This is a genomic window from Agrobacterium sp. CNPSo 2736 (genome assembly GCF_004005385.1).
Taxonomy (GTDB): Bacteria; Pseudomonadota; Alphaproteobacteria; order Rhizobiales; family Rhizobiaceae; genus Agrobacterium; species Agrobacterium leguminum.
In genome coordinates, this window is the sequence record NZ_RZTX01000001.1 from 100,797 (window position 1) to 117,617 (window position 16,821).

Below are 16,821 nucleotides of genomic sequence, written 5' to 3' on the forward strand. Positions count from 1 at the left end.
GGCGCTTGAAAAACAGAACTGAAAGTAAATTTTAAACATAACCTCTTAAGCTCACCCTCCAGCCCGGTCGCCAACAGTTGCGCACGCACCCGTAACTCGCGCCACCGTCGCAGCATAGTTTTGGGGGATGGGACATGCTTTTTAAATCGACAACGGGTCGGAATATTTTTGCGGTTGCCGCATGCGGCGTGTTTGCGACGATCGCGGCCTCGGCCGTGCTGTTTTATCGGTCCATTGAGGATACCAGGGCCAACAGTCTCGAGCGTATGCGGCAGATCGCCCATAGCGAAGCCCTGGCGACCGAAAAGAATATCGGCGGCACGATCCATATCGTCAACAGCCTCGCCTCGGTTCTGGAATCGATGAAGCACTCAGGCGATGCCGACCGGGGTAAGGCCGATCAGATCATTCATCACATGCTGGCAAACAACCCCGATGTGCTCGGTCTCTGGACCGGATGGGAGCCAAATGCGTTTGACGGCAAGGATGCGGATTTCGCCAACAGGGAGGGGCATGACGCGACCGGCCGGTACATACCCTATTGGGTGCGCAGCGGCGGCAAAATAAGCAATACCGCTTTGACCGACTATGCCACGGCAGGCCCGGGCGATTATTATCAATTGCCCTTCACCCTGAAGAAAACGGTCGTCGTCGAGCCCTATTCCTATGCAATCGACGGCAAGGAAGTCCTGATTACCTCGATCGCCAAGCCGGTTATGGTCGATGGCAAACCTCAGGGGGTTGCCGGCCTCGACCTGTCGCTCGATGAAACAAGCAAGGCGCTTTCGGCGGTGAGGCCTATGGGAACGGGTTTCGTCAGTCTCGTCAGTGGCGGCGGCAAGATCATCAGTCATCCGGATGCGGCGATCATGGGAAAAAGCCTCGCGGACGGCGGTGCGAAGACCGCTGGCTGGGACCAGCTGATTGCAAATCCCGGTGCTGAGCGCGAGATCACCGCACAGGATGGAACGGCATCCTTCGCCATCGCCTTGCCCGTCATGCTTACCCAGGACATGAAATGGTACGCAATCATCTCGGTGCCGGAAGAAACGGTGTTTGCGCAGCTGCATGCCATGATGCGTGACGCCGCTTTGACCATCGTGACGGCCACCGTACTGCTGGCGCTGGCGGGATGGTTCATCGCGCGGCGGTTCATCGGGCGCATCGCAAACATCATCGATGAGACCGCCCAGATTGCACAGGGAAATCTTCATCTGACATTGAAGGATATCGGGACAAGGGACGAAATCGGCGATCTTGCCCGCTCTCTCGATGTTCTGCGCGAAAACAATCGACAGAAGGCCTCGTTGGAACAGCAGGCCGAGACCAACCGCACACTTGGTGAAGAGGAGCGTGCGGCCCGGGAACGCAGGGCCGCCGATGAGGCGGGCAGCATCCGCTTTGCCGTCGACAGCCTGGCTTATGCGCTGGCGAAGCTCGCTGACGGCGACCTGTCCTGCCGTATCAACAATCCCTTTGTCGAGCAGCTCGACGCGGTGCGTGGCGATTTCAACGGCTCGGCCGGGAAATTGCAGGACGCGCTTCTGCGGGTATCGGAAAACGCCTCCGGCATTGATGCCGGCGCCAATGAAATCAAGGCGGCGTCCGATGATCTGGCGCGGCGAACGGAGCAGCAGGCTGCGGCCGTTGAAGAAACCGCTGCGGCCCTTGAAGAGATTACGACAACGGTAAAAGACGCCGCGAACCGTGCGCATGAGGCGGGCAGGCTGGTTTCCCGCACGCGCATCGGAGCGGAACGGTCGGGTGAGGTTGTGCGCCAGGCCGTGATGGCGATGGAGCGGATCGAGAAATCGTCGAACGAGATTTCCAGCATCATCGGCGTGATCGATGAGATCGCCTTCCAGACGAATTTGCTGGCGCTGAATGCCGGGGTGGAAGCGGCACGTGCCGGTGAGGCGGGCAAGGGTTTTGCCGTGGTGGCGCAGGAAGTGCGGGAGCTTGCCCAACGCTCCGCCGCTGCGGCGAAGGAAATCAAGTCGCTGATCACCAAGTCGAACCAGCAGGTCGAAGAGGGCGTGCATCTGGTCGGCGATACCGGCAAGGCGCTCGATGTCATCGTTGCCGAAGTGCAGGAGATCAACCAGCACGTCGCCGCGATCGTGGAATCCGCGCAGGAACAATCGTCCGGCCTCCAGCAGATCAACGTCGCCGTCAACCAGATGGATCAGGACACGCAGAAAAATGCCGCGATGGTCGAGGAGATGACCGCCGCTAGCCACACGCTGGCAACGGAGGTCGATGCGCTGAACCGGCTGCTCGGCCAGTTCGAACTCGGTGAGGGAACAGGTGTGCATCGGGGGTCTCTGAAGGCGGCCTGACTGGGCGTTCTGAGCGGCCGTGTCCATCAGCACCGATGGGCACGGCGGGCAAATGGAAGATGGACTTTGTCTGCAAATTGAGCATCTTATTTCCTGCACGCAAGTAATGGGATGATCAACAGCAGATGGATATCAGGCGCCTGAAATCGTTTATCACGATTGTCGACATGGGTAGCATAACCAGAGCGGCCGATGTGCTGCATATTGCCCAGCCGGCGCTCAGCCAGCAACTGGCAAGCATCGAGGAGCATTTCCGCCAGAAACTGCTGACCCGAAGCCAGCAGGGCGTGGTCATGACCGATGCCGGCAAGGTCGTCTACAGGCATGCGCAGGTCATTTTGCGGCAGATGGAGCAGGCGCAGGCGGAGGCGCTCGAAGCAGGCGCTGTGCTTTCCGGCAAGGTATCGGTGGGCCTTGCGCCCTTCAGCAGCGCCGCCACGCTTTCGCTGCGTCTGATGGAGGAAACCAAGCGGCTTCATCCCGGCATTCTGCTGCACATCACGGAAAGCGTCAGCCAGCCCTATAGCCAGATGATCATGAACGGCCGTCTGGAAATGGGTTTGATCCATGGCACCGGGCCGATCCGGGGTGTCAAGTTCACACCGCTGTTGCGTGAGGAATTCGTTCTGGTCGTGCATCGCAGCTTCGGCGTGGAACCGGGCGATGCGCCGATCACGGTCGCCGATCTGGCGTTTTTACCCTTTCTTCTGCCGCCGACCTATAATTTCGTGCGCCGCGCCATCAATCTCGCCTTCACCCGCAGCCGCAAGGATCTGATCGTCATGGCGGAGCTGGAATCAGTAAGGACCATCGCGCGCGGCGTGGATGCCGGGCTTGGCGCGACCATAACGCCCAAAGCCATCGCCGACCGTATCGTGGCGGAATCCAATGAGGACATCGTCGTCAGGCAGATCGCCAGCCCGATGATAGAGGAAACGCTGTCCTTCTGCGTATCGGACAATACGCCGCTCTCCGAGCCCGCGCTTGCCGTGAAGGAGATATTGCTGCAACTGGCCGAGACCCTGAAATAAAAGGCTCAGACCGGTTCTAAAGCCACGCGCGGCACAGTCCTTCTGTACCGCGCGCAGAAAAGATCAAAGCATGGCTTCCTTACGGCAGTTCACCAGCAATTCGGCCACCGAAAGGTTGTTCGGCAGGCGAAGCAGGGTTTCCACCATTTCGGCGAGATCCTCCGGCTGGGTCATGTCCTCGCGGCTGACTTCCGTTTCGCCGACGGTCATATCGGTTGCGATATAGCCAGGGCAAAGCGCGGTGGCGCGCACGCCGCTGTCCCACAATTCCTGCCGGATACCATGGGTGAGGGCGACGACGGCGAATTTCGTCATGGCATAACCCACATTCGACCCCACGCGGCGTCCGGCCAGCGAGGCGACATTGATGACCCTGCCCTGTCCGGTTTTTACGAGATGAGGAATGGCGGCGCGCGTGACCCTCAGCGGACCCTTGACGTTGATGCGCCACATCTGGTCGAGGCTTTCTTCACCCGCATCCATGACCCGGACTTTGGGGTTGATGCCGGCGCAATTCACCAGCCCGTCGATCCGGCCATATCTGGCGGCAACGGCCTCGACCCAGGCCTCCGCCGAACCAGCCTCTTCCGCATCGTAGCGATCGGCCGAAAGCCGGTCCTTCACCGCAACGGCGGCCGGATTTCGCGCTCCCGCCGCGACGGTGAAACCGGCTTCGTGAAGCCTTTTGGCGATCGCAAGGCCAAGGCCCCGCGATGCGCCGGAAACCATGATGACACGGCCACTTCCTCCCAACATGCTGTTCTCCTTATTTCATTCCATTGCAGAATTCGGCGATGCGGGCGCAGCCTTCGGCAAGGTTTTCCATGCTGGTGGCATAGGAAAGCCGGAAGAAGGGGCTGAGGCCATAGGCCGCGCCCTGCACTGTCGCAACATGATGTTCGGCGAGAAGCGCCATGACGAAATCGGTATCGTTCTCGATCTTCGTGCCGCCCTTCGTGGTCTTGCCGATCAGCGCGGCAATGTTCGGGAAGATATAGAAGGCGCCTTCGGGCTTGTGGCAGCGGAGCCCCTCGATTTCCGAAAGCTTGCCGAGCACGAAATCGCGGCGCGTCTTGTAGATATCGGCGCGCTCTTTCAGCAGATCCTGCGGGCCGTCGAGAACCGCGACGGCGGCAGCCTGCACGATGGTCGCGACACCGCCGCTGTTCTGCGTATTGACGTTGCTGATGGCCTTGATGAGATCTTTCGGGCCGCCGCAGAAACCGAGACGCCAGCCGGTCATGGCATAGGCTTTCGATGCGCCGTTGACGGTCAGGACGCGGTCGTAAAGTCGCGGCTCGACTTCGGCGATGGTGCAGAATTCGAAGTCGTCATAGATCAGGTGCTCATACATGTCGTCGGTCATGATCCAGACATGCGGATGCCGCAGCATGACCTCGGCGATTTCCTTCATTTCCGCGCGGGAGCAGGCGGCGCCCGTGGGGTTGTTGGGGAAGTTGAAAAGCAGCCACTTGGTCTTCGGGGTAATGGCGGCTTCGAGATCTTCGGCGCGCAGGCGGAAACCGTTATTTTCCGGGCAAACCACCGGTACCGGCACGGCGCCCGCGAACTTCACGATATCGGCATAGCTGATCCACGACGGCGCGGGAATGACGACCTCATCGCCCGGGTCGCAGGTGGCCATGATGGCGTTGAAGATGATCTGCTTGCCGCCGCCCGCCACCAGGATCTGGCTCGGATCGTAGTCGAGATTATTGTCGCGCTTGAACTTCCGCTGGATCGCGGCCCGCAGCGCCGGCGTTCCGTCGGCTGGCGGATATTTCGTGTCGCCGGCAAGGGCTGCCGCATGCGCCGCCTCGACCGCGTGGGCAGGCGTCGGGAAATCCGGCTCGCCGGATGACAGGCTGATGACCTTGATGCCCTGAGCGGCGAGATCGCGGGCTTTCTGGGTCATGGCGAGCGAAGCTGACACGGTGACGTTGTTAAGGCGTTGGGCGATAGTGGGCATGGATTATTTCCGATTGTAACGGTGAAGGCAGGCATCGTCGCGACGCCAGTGCATGACAAAGAGGTTACGGGAATTTTCCGCCGTTTCCCCAATACGACTTCGATGTGAGGTCATACGGGATTTTGATGCATCGCCATCAAAATGGGGTGGGCAGTCCATACTCGTATGCGATGACCTCAGAGGAATAAACTATTATGCAGCCCGTCGGCTTAGCCCCTAAGCTTGGCTCAACAACAAGGGAACGACGCGTCGGGCAATGTTACCCAGAGAGGTAACCGGCGCGAAAATGCAGAAATATGCGACAGGCGCCGGCAAAAGACCGGATGCCTCGACAGGGAGCACACCCAGCAAATTCTAGTCATAGGGCCTGGACGATCTCGTTCGGCTCAAAGCGATGCCTCGTGCCGTATTCAACGCGACGGGAGTATAGATGTCGGATATTGCGATCATGGAACCACATGCCCCGCCACGCCGTGGAGTTTCCGGCTGGAAGGCCCTCGAGCGTCGGCTGTTTTCGCCCGGCATCCTCATCCTGCCGCTGCTGATCTTTCTGCTGATCTTTTTCTTCTGGCCGGCGGTTCGGCTGATGAGCTTCAGCGTCATGACCCAGAATTCACAAGGGCTGATCGGCTCCCCCTTCACGCTTGCCCATTATGTCAGGTTTTTCGAGGTCGATCTTTACCAGAAGGTGCTTTGGGCGACGATCCGCATCAGCCTGATCACCTCGGTTCTTGCGGCCATACTGGCCTATCCGGTCGCAACCGTTCTCGTGCGCGGCAATATCGTCACGACCCGTATCATCACGTTGATCGTGATTGCGCCGCTGGCCGTCAGCGTCGTGGTGCGCGCCTATGGCTGGCAGCTCATTCTCGGCAACGGTCCGACCGGCCTTTTGAACTACGTGCTGATGAATCTCGGCATCATAGACAGTCCGATGACGCTGCTGTTTTCGGATGCCGCCGTCATCATCGGCTCCCTGCACATTTTTTTCCCGATGATGGTGCTGCCGCTGTCTTCGGCTCTCGGAAAGATCGATCCGAATCTGCAGCAGGCCGCCAGAACTTTGGGCGCGCCCACCTGGAAAGTGTTCCTGCGGATCACCTTCCCGCTCAGCCTTCCCGGTCTGGTCGCGGGTTTCACGCTGGTCTTCTCTCTGGCCTCGGCATCCTACGTCATTCCCGCTTTGATCGGCGGGCCCGGCTCGCAGATGCTCGGCAACATGGTCGAACAGCAGGTTCTCGCCGTCTATGACTGGCCGTTCGGCGCCACCATCGCCACCATCCTCGTCTTCATCGTCATTCTGATCAACGCCGTCTCGATGCGGCTGCTCGGCGGGCGTCGTATCAAGGCAAGCGCGTCATGAACAACAAGCTGACCGGCACTTCCGCCATCGTCCTTTACGCGATCACCGCCGCCATGATGGTCTTCATCCTGGCCCCCATCGTTCTTGTCGTCGCCATCTCGTTTTCCGACAGTTACTTCGTCACCTTCCCGCCGCAGGGTTTCACCTTCCGCTGGTATGCGGCGGTAATGCAGAACGAGGAATTCACCGCCGGCCTGACCTTCAGCGCGGCGCTGGCTGTCGCCACCACCATTCTTTCACTGGCGCTCGGTGTTCCCGCAGCCTTCGCGCTTTCCCGGGGAAAATTCATCGGCCGTTCGCTGATGAAGGGGCTGCTGCTTTCGCCGCTGATCTTTCCCGTGCTGGTGACCGGCCTGGCACTGCTGCAGCTTTTCTCCGGCTATGGCTGGATGGATACCAAGCTGAAGCTTCTGATCGCCCACACCGTCGTGACGTCGCCCTATGTGATCCGCACGGTGCTGACCAGCCTTCAGCTCGTCAATGTCAGCCTCGAGGAGGCGGCGCGCACGCTTGGCGCCACGCGCTGGAAAACTTTCACGCGGGTGATCTTTCCGCAGATCGCGCCCGGCGTCGCTTCGGGCTCGATCTTCTGCTTCATGGTTTCTTTCGACAATTATCCCGTTTCGATGTGGCTGGCCGATTCCGCGAACCTGCCGGTACCCATCGTTCTCTATCGCCAGATCGGCACGGTCTTTGATCCTTCGGTCGCGACCATGTCCACCATCATCATCCTTCTGGCGGTGACCGTCGTGCTCGTCCTCGACAGGCTGGTGGGTCTGCGCCGGGCAATGGCTATGTAAATCAACAACAAGAGGGGTACCGGAAATGACAGACAAGACCATCATCATGAAACGGCGCAGTTTCCTGACAGTCACCGCAGGCGCGCTCGCCACACCCTATTTTTATACCGCGGCTTCCGCACAGGACCGCACCATGTATGTCGGGGTCTATAACTCGGCGCAGGGCGGGCTGATCAAGAAGGAAGTCATCCCGGCTTTCGAAAAGGAATATAAGTGCCGGGTGCTGACGACCGAAGGCGCGACGCTTGCCAATATCGCCACGCTGCGCGCCACCCGTGAAAATCCGCAATATAGCGTGATGTCGATGGACGATGTCGGTGTTCCCCAAGCCAAGGAGGAAGGCCTGATCGAGCAATTGCCGATGGACGAAATCCCCAACCTCAAGAATGTCTATTCGCGTTATCTTTTCGAAGACAATTTTGGCGTCGGTTTTGCAATCTCGATTGCCGGCCTGTTCTATAATCCGACGACGGGCAAGCCGTTCGAAAGCTACGAACAGATGTTCGACAAGAAATATGCCCGCCGCATGCTTCTCAACACACCGAAGAACACCCAGAGCGTTCTGATGCTGATGGTGGCGGCCGCCCTTGCGACCGGCAAGCCGCTGAAGGAAGCGCAATATGATACGGATGCCGGCTGGGCGAAACTCGCCGAGCTGAAGCCGAACGTGCTCTCGATATACGACGCGGAAGCACAGACGATGATGGTGGCGCAGGGCCAGGCGGATTTCGGCGGCATCGAATATTCCAAGGCGGTTTATCCGCACACCAAGAAGGGCGTGCCGCTGGACATGACTTTTCCTAAGGAAGGCGCATTCACCGGCATCAACTCCATCGCGCTGGTGAAGGGCGGGCCGCACCGCGATCTCGCGCTTGCCTATATCAACCGCATCCTCGATCCCGGTGTGCAGAAGATGCTTTCGGAAGCGACGCTGAGCGCCCCCTCCGTCAAGGGCATCGAGTTCGGCGCAGATACGGCGAAGTTTCTCGCTTATCCGGAAGCGAAGATGGAATCGCTCAACCTCTTCACGCCGGACTGGAAATACATCATCCCGCGCCGCGCCCAATGGCTCGAAAAATACAACCAGACCTTTAACGGCTGAGGAACGCTGATGAAATCCGTAGAAGTCCGCCTGGAAAGACTGACCAAGCATTACAGCGGTCAGGTCGTTGCCGTCGATGATGTTTCGCTTACCGTCAAGGCAGGGGAAATCCTGGCGCTTCTCGGTCCGAGCGGATGTGGGAAAACGACTTGCCTGCGCATGATTGCGGGGCTTGTCGATCCCACCTCGGGTGAAATCGTGGTCGGGGGCAAGCCGACCACGCGCACCCCGGTTCACCGCCGCAATGTTGGCATGCTCTTCCAGAACTACGCCCTGTTTCCCCATATGACCGTTGCCGAAAACGTTGCCTTCGGTCTCGAGATGCGGGGCATCTCGAAGGCCGACCGGGAAGGGCGGGTAAAGCAGGCGCTCGATCTCGTTCAACTGCATACCTTCGGTGACCGGCTGCCGGTGCAGCTTTCCGGCGGCCAGCAGCAGCGTGTGGCTCTGGCCCGTGCCCTGGTGATCGAACCTTCGATGCTGCTTCTCGACGAGCCGCTCGGTGCGCTCGACAAGGGCCTGAGGGAAAGCATGCAGGTCGAGATCCGCAGCCTGCAACAACGGCTTGGTCTCACCACCATCATGGTGACCCACGATCAGGACGAGGCCCTGACCATGGCGGACCAGATTGCCGTGATGCGTGACGGCAATCTCGAGCAGATCGCACCAGCCGGCGAAATCTACCAGAAGCCGCTGACACGCTTCGTCGCCGGTTTCATCGGCGCCTCGAACTTCTTCGAGGCGAGCGTGGCGGAGCGCAATGGTCGTTCCGCAAGGCTGGTCACCGGTTCTGGCGTGCGGCTCGATGTCGAGGATATGGGGGCGGTTCAGGGCGACAAGGTCGTCGTCACCGTTCGCCCCGAAGCGATTTCGGTCTCACCGCTTGCGGTGGACGCAGGTGAAAACGCCAGCAATTCCACCACGGCGAGGGTGGAGCAGGTCGTTTATCGCGGTTTCATGCTGCATTACTATCTGCGTCTGGACAATGGCGAGCCGATGATCGCCTACCGGCAGACCCAGACGGAAGGCTTCACCAATGCCGTCAGCGCCGCCGGTGACCGGGTGAGACTGAGCTGGACGAGCGACAGCAACCACGTGATCCAGCTGAATTGATGGTTTTATGGCCGGGGCGCTCACGCGGCCCGGCTTGTGGCGGTCGCAAATCTATACCGTAATTAGATAGCCGGCAAAGTTACGGCACCGCGCTCCTGAATGGAATGCGGTGCCGTAACTTTTGGTACGTCAGAATATGAGGTGTGCCCCGCTTCAGGCGACCACCTCATGCGCCGGCGCGACGCTGCCGCCGCAGGCTTCCACTTCGCTGCGCACCGTGCGGGCAAGCTCCAGCGAGCCGGGTGTGTCGCTGTGAACAAGGATCGACCGGGCGCGAACGGGAATGATCTCGCCCTCGATGGTCGTGACCGTGCCATTTTCCAGAAACTGGCGCACCCGCGCACGAACTTTTCCTTCTTCCTTGATGACTGAATTGGGCAGCTTGCGTGGCACGAGCTGGCCCTTCACATCATAGGCGCGGTCGGCGAGGAAGAGATTGAGCACTTTCAGCCCGCAATCCAGCGCCGCCTTTTCGATCAGCATGTCCGGCATCGAAAAGACGATGAGATCGGGATCGACCGCCCTGATCTTTTTCATGATCCGTTCGGCAAGCGCCGCATCGCGGTTGATCATGTTGCCCATGGCGGCATGGAAGCTGATATGGGAGAGCGCGACATCCTGCGCTTTCGCAATCGCCGAAAGCGCGCCGAGCTGGTAGAGAACCTGCTGTTCCATTTCTTCAGCATCGACGGGAATTTCGCGGCGGCCGAAGCCGAGACGGTCGGCAAGGCCGGGATGGGCGCCGACGCCGACGCCGTTCTGTTTGGCCAGACGCACCATGCGCGCCATCATTTCCGGATCGCCGGCATGGAAGCCGCAGGCGATATTCGCCGAAGAGACGACTTCCATAAGCTTCTCGTCGTCGCAGACCTTATAGACGCCGAAACCTTCGCCCATGTCGGAATTAACATCGATCTTCATGGTTCCCTCTCCTTGTTCTTCAGGATTATCGTTTTGTCAGCGTGCCGAGTGCGGCGGTGACCAGCGGCAGGGTTTTGCGGATATCGGCGAAATAGGCGTCGATCGCCTGCTCGACTTCCAGCGCCTCGCGCACCGTTGCCTGCACGAAACGGATGCGGCTGCCGATGCGCGCCTGTCCAAGCCGCCACAGATCGCTGTCGATGATACCGGCTATCTTGGGATAACCGCCGGCCGTGTTGGCGTCGCTCATCTGGATGATCGGCTCGCCGCCCGGCGGCACCTGAACAACACCCGGAATGACGCCATAGGAGCGCAACTCGACGGGAGCCGAAAGCGTTAGCGGCGTTCCGGCCAGCCGGTAACCGGTGCGGTCGCTCTGCGAGGTGATTTTCCAGGCTTCGGACCAGAAACGTTCCGCACCTTCGCCGAAAAGATCGTGTTCGGCCGCAGGAATGGCTCTCAGCAGCAATTCGCCCTTGTCAGATACCGGAAACATGTCCGGCATCGTCTCGGCAAGCGGCACGACGCCGAGGCCGCCTGCCGGCAGCGCCGGTGGCTCGCACGGCAGAACGGACAGCCTGTCGCCGGTGGTGAGATGGCGTCCCTCATGGCCGCCGAAGGAGCCGCGAAGCGAGGTGCTTCGTGATCCCATGACCAGCGGCACGTCGACGCCGCCCTGAAGGCAGAGATAGGCGCGCGCACTTTTAAGCGGCGTCGAAAATTCGAGAATCTGACCCTTTTCTGCCCGCACACACCAGTAGGGCGGCAGATCCGCACCATCGAGCAGTGCGGCGCAGTCCGCACCGGTTACCGCGAAGGTCAACGCTTCTTCGAATTCGATGCGGAAAGGAAAGGTCTGGATTTCAATCGCGGCGGCATCCTCACCATTGCCGACGAGAATATTGCCGACCCTGAGCGCGATGGGGTCCATCGCGCCCGTGGCGGTGATGCCGATATTGCGGTAACCCGCGCGGCCGAGATCCTGGACGGTGTTCAGCGGCCCGCAGGCAAGAATATGGATCATAGTTCGATCCTTTCAGGAAGGAAACGAACCCGGTCGCCGGGCGCAAGCACCGCCGGCTGCTCGGCCGTCGCGTCGAACATGATGATTTCGGTGAAGCCCAGGGAATTCCAGCCATTCGGTCCGGTCAGCACCGAGATGCCGGATTGCATGCCGCCAATCGTCACCATGCCCTTCAACATGCGAAGCGACGGAACTTTCTTGCGCGGCATGAAAATGCGTGGGTCGAGACCGCCGAGATAACCGAAGCCCGGTGCGCTGCCGACGGCAAAAACCGTATAGGTGCGCTCGAAGTGCAGGCGCACGACCTCCTTGTCCGGCAGACCGGAATAATCGCAGATCGCCGCAAGGTCGATGGCGTGCTCGCCGCCATAGGTCGTCGGCACTTCGATGGTCTTGCCGAGAAGATCGAGTTCCGCCGTCCTTTGCCAGAGGTCGAGAAGCTCGTCCTGTAAATGCCCGGCATCTTCAGGCGTGCCGCGCAGCACGATCAGCAGGTTGGTCATGCCGGGTATCAATTCCAGCACCTCGGGGCGATCTTTCAGCGCACGCGTCAGCGCCCAGATGCGCCGCTGGGCGGGCAGGTCCAGCTCGCCGGGCGCTTCGATCAGAAAGGTCTTGTTGCCGATCATCGAGATTTTCGGCAGGCCCAGATGAGCGGGGGTGAGGTGGGGCGTTTTCAGCGGGAGGTTGCTCATCGACGTCACCATCATGTTTCGGTCTTGAGAAGGGTGGAGCCATAGCCGACAAGCGCGCCGGTTTCCGTCACGGTTTCGCTGACGGTGCCGGCTTTTTCGGCGATGACCGGAACAAGCACGGGGCCTGCTGCCACGAATGCGACGATCTCGTCTTTCGCTACGGATTGTTCTGCCCGAACCGCCCGGTCGGGGCGCTGCGGATGGGCTGCTGTGAAGATGCCGGCCATCGGTGCACGGGCAAGAATATCCCCCGCCTTTACCGACGCTTTGGCCGCTTCAATGGGCCGCTGTGCGGCAGGGGCCCGACCGACTGCCATGGCAACGATCTTCAATGACCCATCCGGGGTCTCTATCTCGATGGCGGAGACGTTGTTGCGCTCGAGGTGAGCGGCAAGATCGGCAATCGTGCCGGGCTCGCTGTAGCGGGATATGGAAACAGGCTGTCGCTTCACTTTGCACTCCGCGCTGCAAGCCAATGTTCTAGGTAATGAATATCCGTGCCGCCTTCGGAGAAGGCCGGGTCCTGCAATATTTCCCGATGAAGCGGCAGGTTGGTGGAAACGCCTTCGATGTGCATTTCGCCAAGTGCGCGCCGCATGCGCAGGATCGCCTGCTCGCGGGTCGGCGCATGGACGATGAGCTTGGCAATCAGCGAATCGTAATGGGCGGAAACCCTGTAACCCGCCGTCACATGGGTATCGACCCGGACGCCGGGGCCGCCCGGCAGGTGAAGCGCCGTGATAAGGCCGGGGCAGGGAATGAAACTATAGGGGTCTTCGGCATTGATGCGGCATTCGATCGAGTGGCCTTCGCAGACGATATCCTCCTGCGAAATCTCAAGCGGATGGCCGAGCGCGACGAGAAGCTGCTGGCGCACCAGATCCACGCCCGAGGTCATTTCCGTGACCGGATGTTCGACCTGCAGGCGGGTATTCATCTCGATGAAATAGAATTCGCCATTTTCGTAGAGAAATTCGAAGGTGCCGACGCCGCGATAACCGATCTGGCGGCAGGCCTCGACACAGCGATTGCCGACGAAAGCCGCGACATCAGGCGCGATGCCGATGGCTGGGCCTTCTTCGACGACCTTCTGGTGGCGGCGCTGCATGGAACAATCGCGCAGGCCAACCCAGACCCCGCCGCCCTGACCATCGCAGAGAACCTGAATTTCAACATGGCGCGGATGTTCGAGGAATTTCTCGATATAGAGTTCCGGCGTCCCGAAGGCCCGGCTCGCCTCCTCACGCGTGACGAGAACGGCATCCTGAAGGGCGGAGGCCTCGCGCACGACACGCATGCCGCGCCCGCCGCCGCCGCCGGCCGCCTTGACGATGACGGGATAACCGATTTCGGCGGCGATTTTCGAGACTTCGGCCATGTCATCCGGCAGGGCGGAATCGGGGCCGGGAACGCAGGGCACGCCGGCCTCCATCATCGCCCGCTTCGCCGCGATCTTGTCACCCATGGTGCGGATGGCATCGGCGCGCGGGCCGATGAAGACCGCGCCCGCCGCCTCCACGGCTTCAGAAAAAGACGCTCTTTCGGACAGGAAACCATAGCCGGGGTGAACCGCGCCAGCGCCGGTCAGCTCCATCGCAAGCAGTATGGCCGGCACGTTGAGGTAGCTCTGGCCGGGAGACGCCGGGCCGATGCAGATGGCGGTATCGGCCGCCTTCAGATAGTCGGCATCCTTATCGGCTTCCGAATAGATCATGACGGTCTTCAGGCCGAGTTCACGGCAGGCGCGCTGCACCCGCAAGGCAATCTCGCCGCGATTGGCGATCAGGACACTGTCGAATGTTCTTGGCTCAGCCACCTTTGGGAGTGTCACATCCATCATTCGAACTCCAGCACCGGCTGTCCGAGTTCGACGTCTTCGCCGTCATTGGCGATAAATCTGGCGATCCTGCCGCTTCGTTCGGCCCTCACGGTGTTGAACACTTTCATCGCCTCGATGATGAAGAGTTCCTGCCCTTCCTTGACCTCGTCCCCGGCTTCGGCGAAAGGCGCCGCACCCGGGCTCGGGGCGCGATGGAAAAGGCCGAATGAGGGTGCTGCGACGATGCCGGATGAGACCGGTGCGGCTGCGGCGGATGCGGGCGCCTGCTCTTCGGCGCGGGATGTCTCGGATGCCGTTTCCGCCACCGCAACGGGCCGGGGCTGCGATGATGGCGCCCGCAGTGAAACGGCATTGTTTTCGCGGATGATCCGGACCGTGGTTCCCTCCTGGCTCACGGTCAATTCGGATACTCGCGAAGAGCCGACGAACTCGATCAGTTTCTTGATCTTTTCCAGATCCATATTGGTTTCCAACGTCTTTTTTGTCCCCACGGCGGCAGGCGGGCGGAGCGGAATCCGCACCCTGTCCATCAGCAATAGCTACCATGGGGGCGGGATTGATGGGGTCAGACGAAGTTCCTATGGACATTGCTTTGCGGTTTGATATCCCGCCGCCGCGTGGTGAAACGGTTCAAAGACGTCCGAAGGAACGAACCATGGATTCCCGCAAAGGCATTCTCCTCAAAATCTCCGCAGCGCTCGCTCTGGTGCTGATGGGCGCCTGCATCAGCGGCCTCAGGGGCGAAATACCCATCGGGCAGGTGGTCTTCTTCAGGTCGGCGGTGGCCATGCTGCCGCTTTGTTTGTGGATGGCGGCGCAGGGCGGTTTTCGAAGGCAGGTGGCAACCAGCCACATTGGCGGCCATCTGGTGCGGAGTTTTTCCGGCACCGGCGGCATGGTCTTCAGCTATCTGGCGCTCGCCTACATTCCGCTGGCCGACGCGACGGCCATCAGCTACGCGACACCGCTCTTCACCGTCATTCTGGCGGTGCTGCTTTTGAAAGAAGTCGTCAGGATTTATCGCTGGACGGCGGTGGTCGTCGGGCTCTGCGGAATCGTGCTGATCCTGTCGCCGCATTTTTCCTTGGATGTTTCGGATGTCGCTTCCGGTTCCGGCGTCGCCATGCTCGGTGGTCTGTTCGGTCTGGCGGCGGCTTTTTTCTCCGCCATATCGATGATCCAGATCCGGCATTTGACGCAGACGGAAAATACCGGCGCGATCATCTTCTATTTCACCCTGCTCACAACCGTCATTGGTTTCGCGAGCGTCGGCATGGGCTGGAAAATGCCGACCGCGTGGCAATGGACACTGCTGATCGGCACCGGTCTTATAGGCGGAACCGCGCAGATACTGGTGACGCTCAGCCTGCGTTATGCCGAGGCCTCGCTGCTCGCGCCGTTCGATTACACCACGATGATCTGGGCGCTGTTGATCGGTTATGCCTTCATGGATCAGGTTCCGGCCCTGACGACCATTCTGGGGGCTTCTATCGTGGTTGCCGCCGGTTTGTTCACGCTGTGGCGGGAAAGGCGGTTGCACAAAAAGCGCGTCACGGAACAGCTGACGCTGTCGGCTCCCTGACAGCCTGTTTCGCCAGCCGGTTTTCGCGCCATATCGCAAAAAGCCCGGCGGCGATGACCGTCAAGGCGCCAATGATGGTCGCACCCGTCGGCACTTCGGCCATGAAGAGATAACCGAGGGCGATCGCCCATATCATGGTGGTGTAATCGAACGGCGCCAGCAGCGAGGCCTGGGCGTGGCGCAGGCTGAGCGTCATGGCGATCTGGCCGATGCCGCCGGCAAGGCCCCCGCCGGCGAGCAGCAGGAACTGGTGAAAATCCGGCATCTTCCATCCGAATCCGAGCGTGGCGAGACCGGCCACCACACCCGTCAGCGTATAGATGAGCACGATGCGCGACGGTTTTTCGATACTGTTCAGATGGCGAACGGCGATGGACGAAAAGGCGGCGCAAAGCGCGCCGGTCAGCGCCAGTGCGGTTCCGATCATTGCAACGCCGTCGATCCGTGCGGGCCCTGATGCGGCATCAAAGACCAGATTGGGTGATAAGGTGATAAAGACGCCGATGAAGCCGGTGAGCACGGCGGACCAGCGGTAAATCCGCACCTTTTCGCGCAAGAGCAGCGCTGCCAGCATGATGGTGAAAAGCGGCGTCGTGTAGCTCAGCAGGGTGACATTCACCAGTGGCAGATAGGCGAGCGCCAGAAAGCCGAAGAACATGCCGCCAAGCCCGGCCGAACTGCCCGCGAGCAGGCTGCCGATGTTCTTTTTGGCCGGCACGGTTATCCGCTCCGAGGAGGCGATGAACCAGAGACAGAGGGGAATGAGGGCAAAAAATCCCCGGCAGAAGACGACTTCGCCCACCGGGATCGCCCCGTCCAGGCCCTTCACACAGGCGGACATGACTGTGAATGCCAGCATGGCCGTCAGCTTGAGCAAAATACCGGTCTTAGGATCCATCCCGCTCCCCATCACAGCCAGGACCGTGTCATGGGGAAGAAGCGGAGAAAAGCCTTAGCCGGCTGCCATAAGAATCTTGTCTTACCCCATCACTTGCCCCATTGCCCTCCTTCCGCGGAAAAGGGCTTTTTGCCCTAGGTCATG

The 16,821-nt window shown here is 60.4% G+C and carries 16 protein-coding genes; 7 read left to right on the forward strand and 9 right to left on the reverse strand.

Features of this window, described 5'->3' with window-relative positions; translation table 11 throughout:
• Positions 1-134: 134 nt before the first annotated feature.
• Positions 135-2,339 carry a methyl-accepting chemotaxis protein gene (locus EM858_RS00455; protein ID WP_127755448.1) on the forward strand — a complete coding sequence of 735 codons (2,205 nt, stop codon included), beginning with the start codon at positions 135-137 and terminating at the stop codon, positions 2,337-2,339.
• Positions 2,340-2,464: 125 nt separating this feature from the next.
• Positions 2,465-3,370, forward strand: a complete 906-nt coding sequence (locus EM858_RS00460) for a LysR substrate-binding domain-containing protein (protein WP_127755449.1) — start codon at positions 2,465-2,467, stop codon at positions 3,368-3,370.
• Between the two features lie 63 nt (positions 3,371-3,433).
• Here the strand turns inward: EM858_RS00460 and EM858_RS00465 are convergent, their stop codons facing one another.
• Together EM858_RS00465 and EM858_RS00470 are read right to left on the reverse strand one after the other, a co-directional pair.
• A complete protein-coding gene (locus EM858_RS00465) occupies positions 3,434-4,126 on the reverse strand; it encodes an SDR family NAD(P)-dependent oxidoreductase (protein ID WP_059757970.1) in 693 nt (230 codons plus the stop codon).
• Between the two features lie 10 nt (positions 4,127-4,136).
• Complete coding sequence (locus EM858_RS00470) at positions 4,137-5,339, reverse strand: pyridoxal phosphate-dependent aminotransferase (RefSeq protein ID WP_035225097.1); 1,203 nt, start codon at positions 5,337-5,339, stop codon at positions 4,137-4,139.
• Positions 5,340-5,787: 448 nt separating this feature from the next.
• Between EM858_RS00470 and EM858_RS00475 the strand changes: the two genes are divergently transcribed.
• Genes EM858_RS00475 through EM858_RS00490 form a run of 4 tightly spaced genes read left to right on the forward strand, consistent with a single transcriptional unit; the run spans position 5,788 to position 9,717 of the window.
• A complete protein-coding gene (locus EM858_RS00475) occupies positions 5,788-6,702 on the forward strand; it encodes an ABC transporter permease (RefSeq protein WP_245482971.1) in 915 nt (304 codons plus the stop codon).
• Positions 6,699-7,502: an ABC transporter permease gene (locus tag EM858_RS00480; protein ID WP_003519698.1), complete on the forward strand. Its 804-nt coding sequence runs from the start codon at positions 6,699-6,701 to the stop codon at positions 7,500-7,502. Before EM858_RS00475 ends, EM858_RS00480 begins: the two co-directional genes overlap by 4 nt.
• Before the next feature lie 25 nt (positions 7,503-7,527).
• The gene (locus EM858_RS00485; protein WP_035225087.1) at positions 7,528-8,604 is read left to right on the forward strand and encodes an ABC transporter substrate-binding protein; all 1,077 of its coding nucleotides are present in this window, start codon (positions 7,528-7,530) and stop codon (positions 8,602-8,604) included.
• Positions 8,605-8,613: 9 nt separating this feature from the next.
• Positions 8,614-9,717, forward strand: a complete 1,104-nt coding sequence (locus EM858_RS00490) for an ABC transporter ATP-binding protein (RefSeq protein ID WP_127755451.1) — start codon at positions 8,614-8,616, stop codon at positions 9,715-9,717.
• A 153-nt stretch (positions 9,718-9,870) separates the two neighbouring features.
• Here the strand turns inward: EM858_RS00490 and EM858_RS00495 are convergent, their stop codons facing one another.
• The 6 genes from EM858_RS00495 to accB are packed head-to-tail and all read right to left on the reverse strand — an operon-like array spanning position 9,871 to position 14,658.
• On the reverse strand, positions 9,871-10,638 hold the full coding sequence (locus EM858_RS00495; RefSeq protein ID WP_127755452.1) for a 5-oxoprolinase subunit PxpA: 768 nt from the start codon (positions 10,636-10,638) through the stop codon (positions 9,871-9,873).
• Between the two features lie 25 nt (positions 10,639-10,663).
• A complete protein-coding gene (locus EM858_RS00500) occupies positions 10,664-11,662 on the reverse strand; it encodes a biotin-dependent carboxyltransferase family protein (protein ID WP_127755453.1) in 999 nt (332 codons plus the stop codon).
• Positions 11,659-12,372 carry a 5-oxoprolinase subunit PxpB gene (gene pxpB / locus EM858_RS00505; RefSeq protein ID WP_127755454.1) on the reverse strand — a complete coding sequence of 238 codons (714 nt, stop codon included), beginning with the start codon at positions 12,370-12,372 and terminating at the stop codon, positions 11,659-11,661. The genes EM858_RS00500 and pxpB overlap by 4 nt, the downstream gene beginning before the upstream one ends.
• Positions 12,369-12,809 carry a hypothetical protein gene (locus EM858_RS00510; RefSeq protein ID WP_127755455.1) on the reverse strand — a complete coding sequence of 147 codons (441 nt, stop codon included), beginning with the start codon at positions 12,807-12,809 and terminating at the stop codon, positions 12,369-12,371. The genes pxpB and EM858_RS00510 overlap by 4 nt, the downstream gene beginning before the upstream one ends.
• Positions 12,806-14,197, reverse strand: coding sequence for an acetyl-CoA carboxylase biotin carboxylase subunit (accC, locus tag EM858_RS00515; RefSeq protein ID WP_127755456.1), 1,392 nt, complete (start codon positions 14,195-14,197; stop codon positions 12,806-12,808). The genes EM858_RS00510 and accC overlap by 4 nt, the downstream gene beginning before the upstream one ends.
• Positions 14,194-14,658: an acetyl-CoA carboxylase biotin carboxyl carrier protein gene (gene accB / locus EM858_RS00520; protein WP_127755457.1), complete on the reverse strand. Its 465-nt coding sequence runs from the start codon at positions 14,656-14,658 to the stop codon at positions 14,194-14,196. Before accB ends, accC begins: the two co-directional genes overlap by 4 nt.
• Positions 14,659-14,852: 194 nt before the next feature.
• Between accB and EM858_RS00525 the strand changes: the two genes are divergently transcribed.
• Positions 14,853-15,779, forward strand: a complete 927-nt coding sequence (locus EM858_RS00525; RefSeq protein WP_127755458.1) for a DMT family transporter — start codon at positions 14,853-14,855, stop codon at positions 15,777-15,779.
• On the opposite strand, the gene EM858_RS00530 is transcribed toward EM858_RS00525, so the two are convergent.
• Complete coding sequence (locus EM858_RS00530; protein WP_127755459.1) at positions 15,748-16,677, reverse strand: DMT family transporter; 930 nt, start codon at positions 16,675-16,677, stop codon at positions 15,748-15,750. The genes EM858_RS00525 and EM858_RS00530 overlap by 32 nt on opposite strands.
• Between the last annotated feature and the right edge of the window lie 144 nt (positions 16,678-16,821).

Excerpts from the sequence above, each read along its gene's own strand:
- pxpB (WP_127755454.1), bottom strand. The coding sequence starts at position 12,372 with ATGATGGTGACGTCGATGAGCAACCTCCCGCTGAAAACGCCCCACCTC.
- EM858_RS00475 (WP_245482971.1), top strand. The coding sequence starts at position 5,788 with ATGGAACCACATGCCCCGCCACGCCGTGGAGTTTCCGGCTGGAAGGCC.
- EM858_RS00525 (WP_127755458.1), top strand. The coding sequence starts at position 14,853 with ATGGATTCCCGCAAAGGCATTCTCCTCAAAATCTCCGCAGCGCTCGCT.
- EM858_RS00480 (WP_003519698.1), top strand. The coding sequence starts at position 6,699 with ATGAACAACAAGCTGACCGGCACTTCCGCCATCGTCCTTTACGCGATC.
- EM858_RS00485 (WP_035225087.1), top strand. The coding sequence starts at position 7,528 with ATGACAGACAAGACCATCATCATGAAACGGCGCAGTTTCCTGACAGTC.
- EM858_RS00500 (WP_127755453.1), bottom strand. The coding sequence starts at position 11,662 with ATGATCCATATTCTTGCCTGCGGGCCGCTGAACACCGTCCAGGATCTC.
- EM858_RS00460 (WP_127755449.1), top strand. The coding sequence starts at position 2,465 with ATGGATATCAGGCGCCTGAAATCGTTTATCACGATTGTCGACATGGGT.
- EM858_RS00455 (WP_127755448.1), top strand. The coding sequence starts at position 135 with ATGCTTTTTAAATCGACAACGGGTCGGAATATTTTTGCGGTTGCCGCA.
- EM858_RS00490 (WP_127755451.1), top strand. The coding sequence starts at position 8,614 with ATGAAATCCGTAGAAGTCCGCCTGGAAAGACTGACCAAGCATTACAGC.
- accC (WP_127755456.1), bottom strand. The coding sequence starts at position 14,197 with ATGATGGATGTGACACTCCCAAAGGTGGCTGAGCCAAGAACATTCGAC.
- EM858_RS00495 (WP_127755452.1), bottom strand. The coding sequence starts at position 10,638 with ATGAAGATCGATGTTAATTCCGACATGGGCGAAGGTTTCGGCGTCTAT.
- EM858_RS00530 (WP_127755459.1), bottom strand. The coding sequence starts at position 16,677 with ATGGATCCTAAGACCGGTATTTTGCTCAAGCTGACGGCCATGCTGGCA.
- EM858_RS00470 (WP_035225097.1), bottom strand. The coding sequence starts at position 5,339 with ATGCCCACTATCGCCCAACGCCTTAACAACGTCACCGTGTCAGCTTCG.
- accB (WP_127755457.1), bottom strand. The coding sequence starts at position 14,658 with ATGGATCTGGAAAAGATCAAGAAACTGATCGAGTTCGTCGGCTCTTCG.
- EM858_RS00465 (WP_059757970.1), bottom strand. The coding sequence starts at position 4,126 with ATGTTGGGAGGAAGTGGCCGTGTCATCATGGTTTCCGGCGCATCGCGG.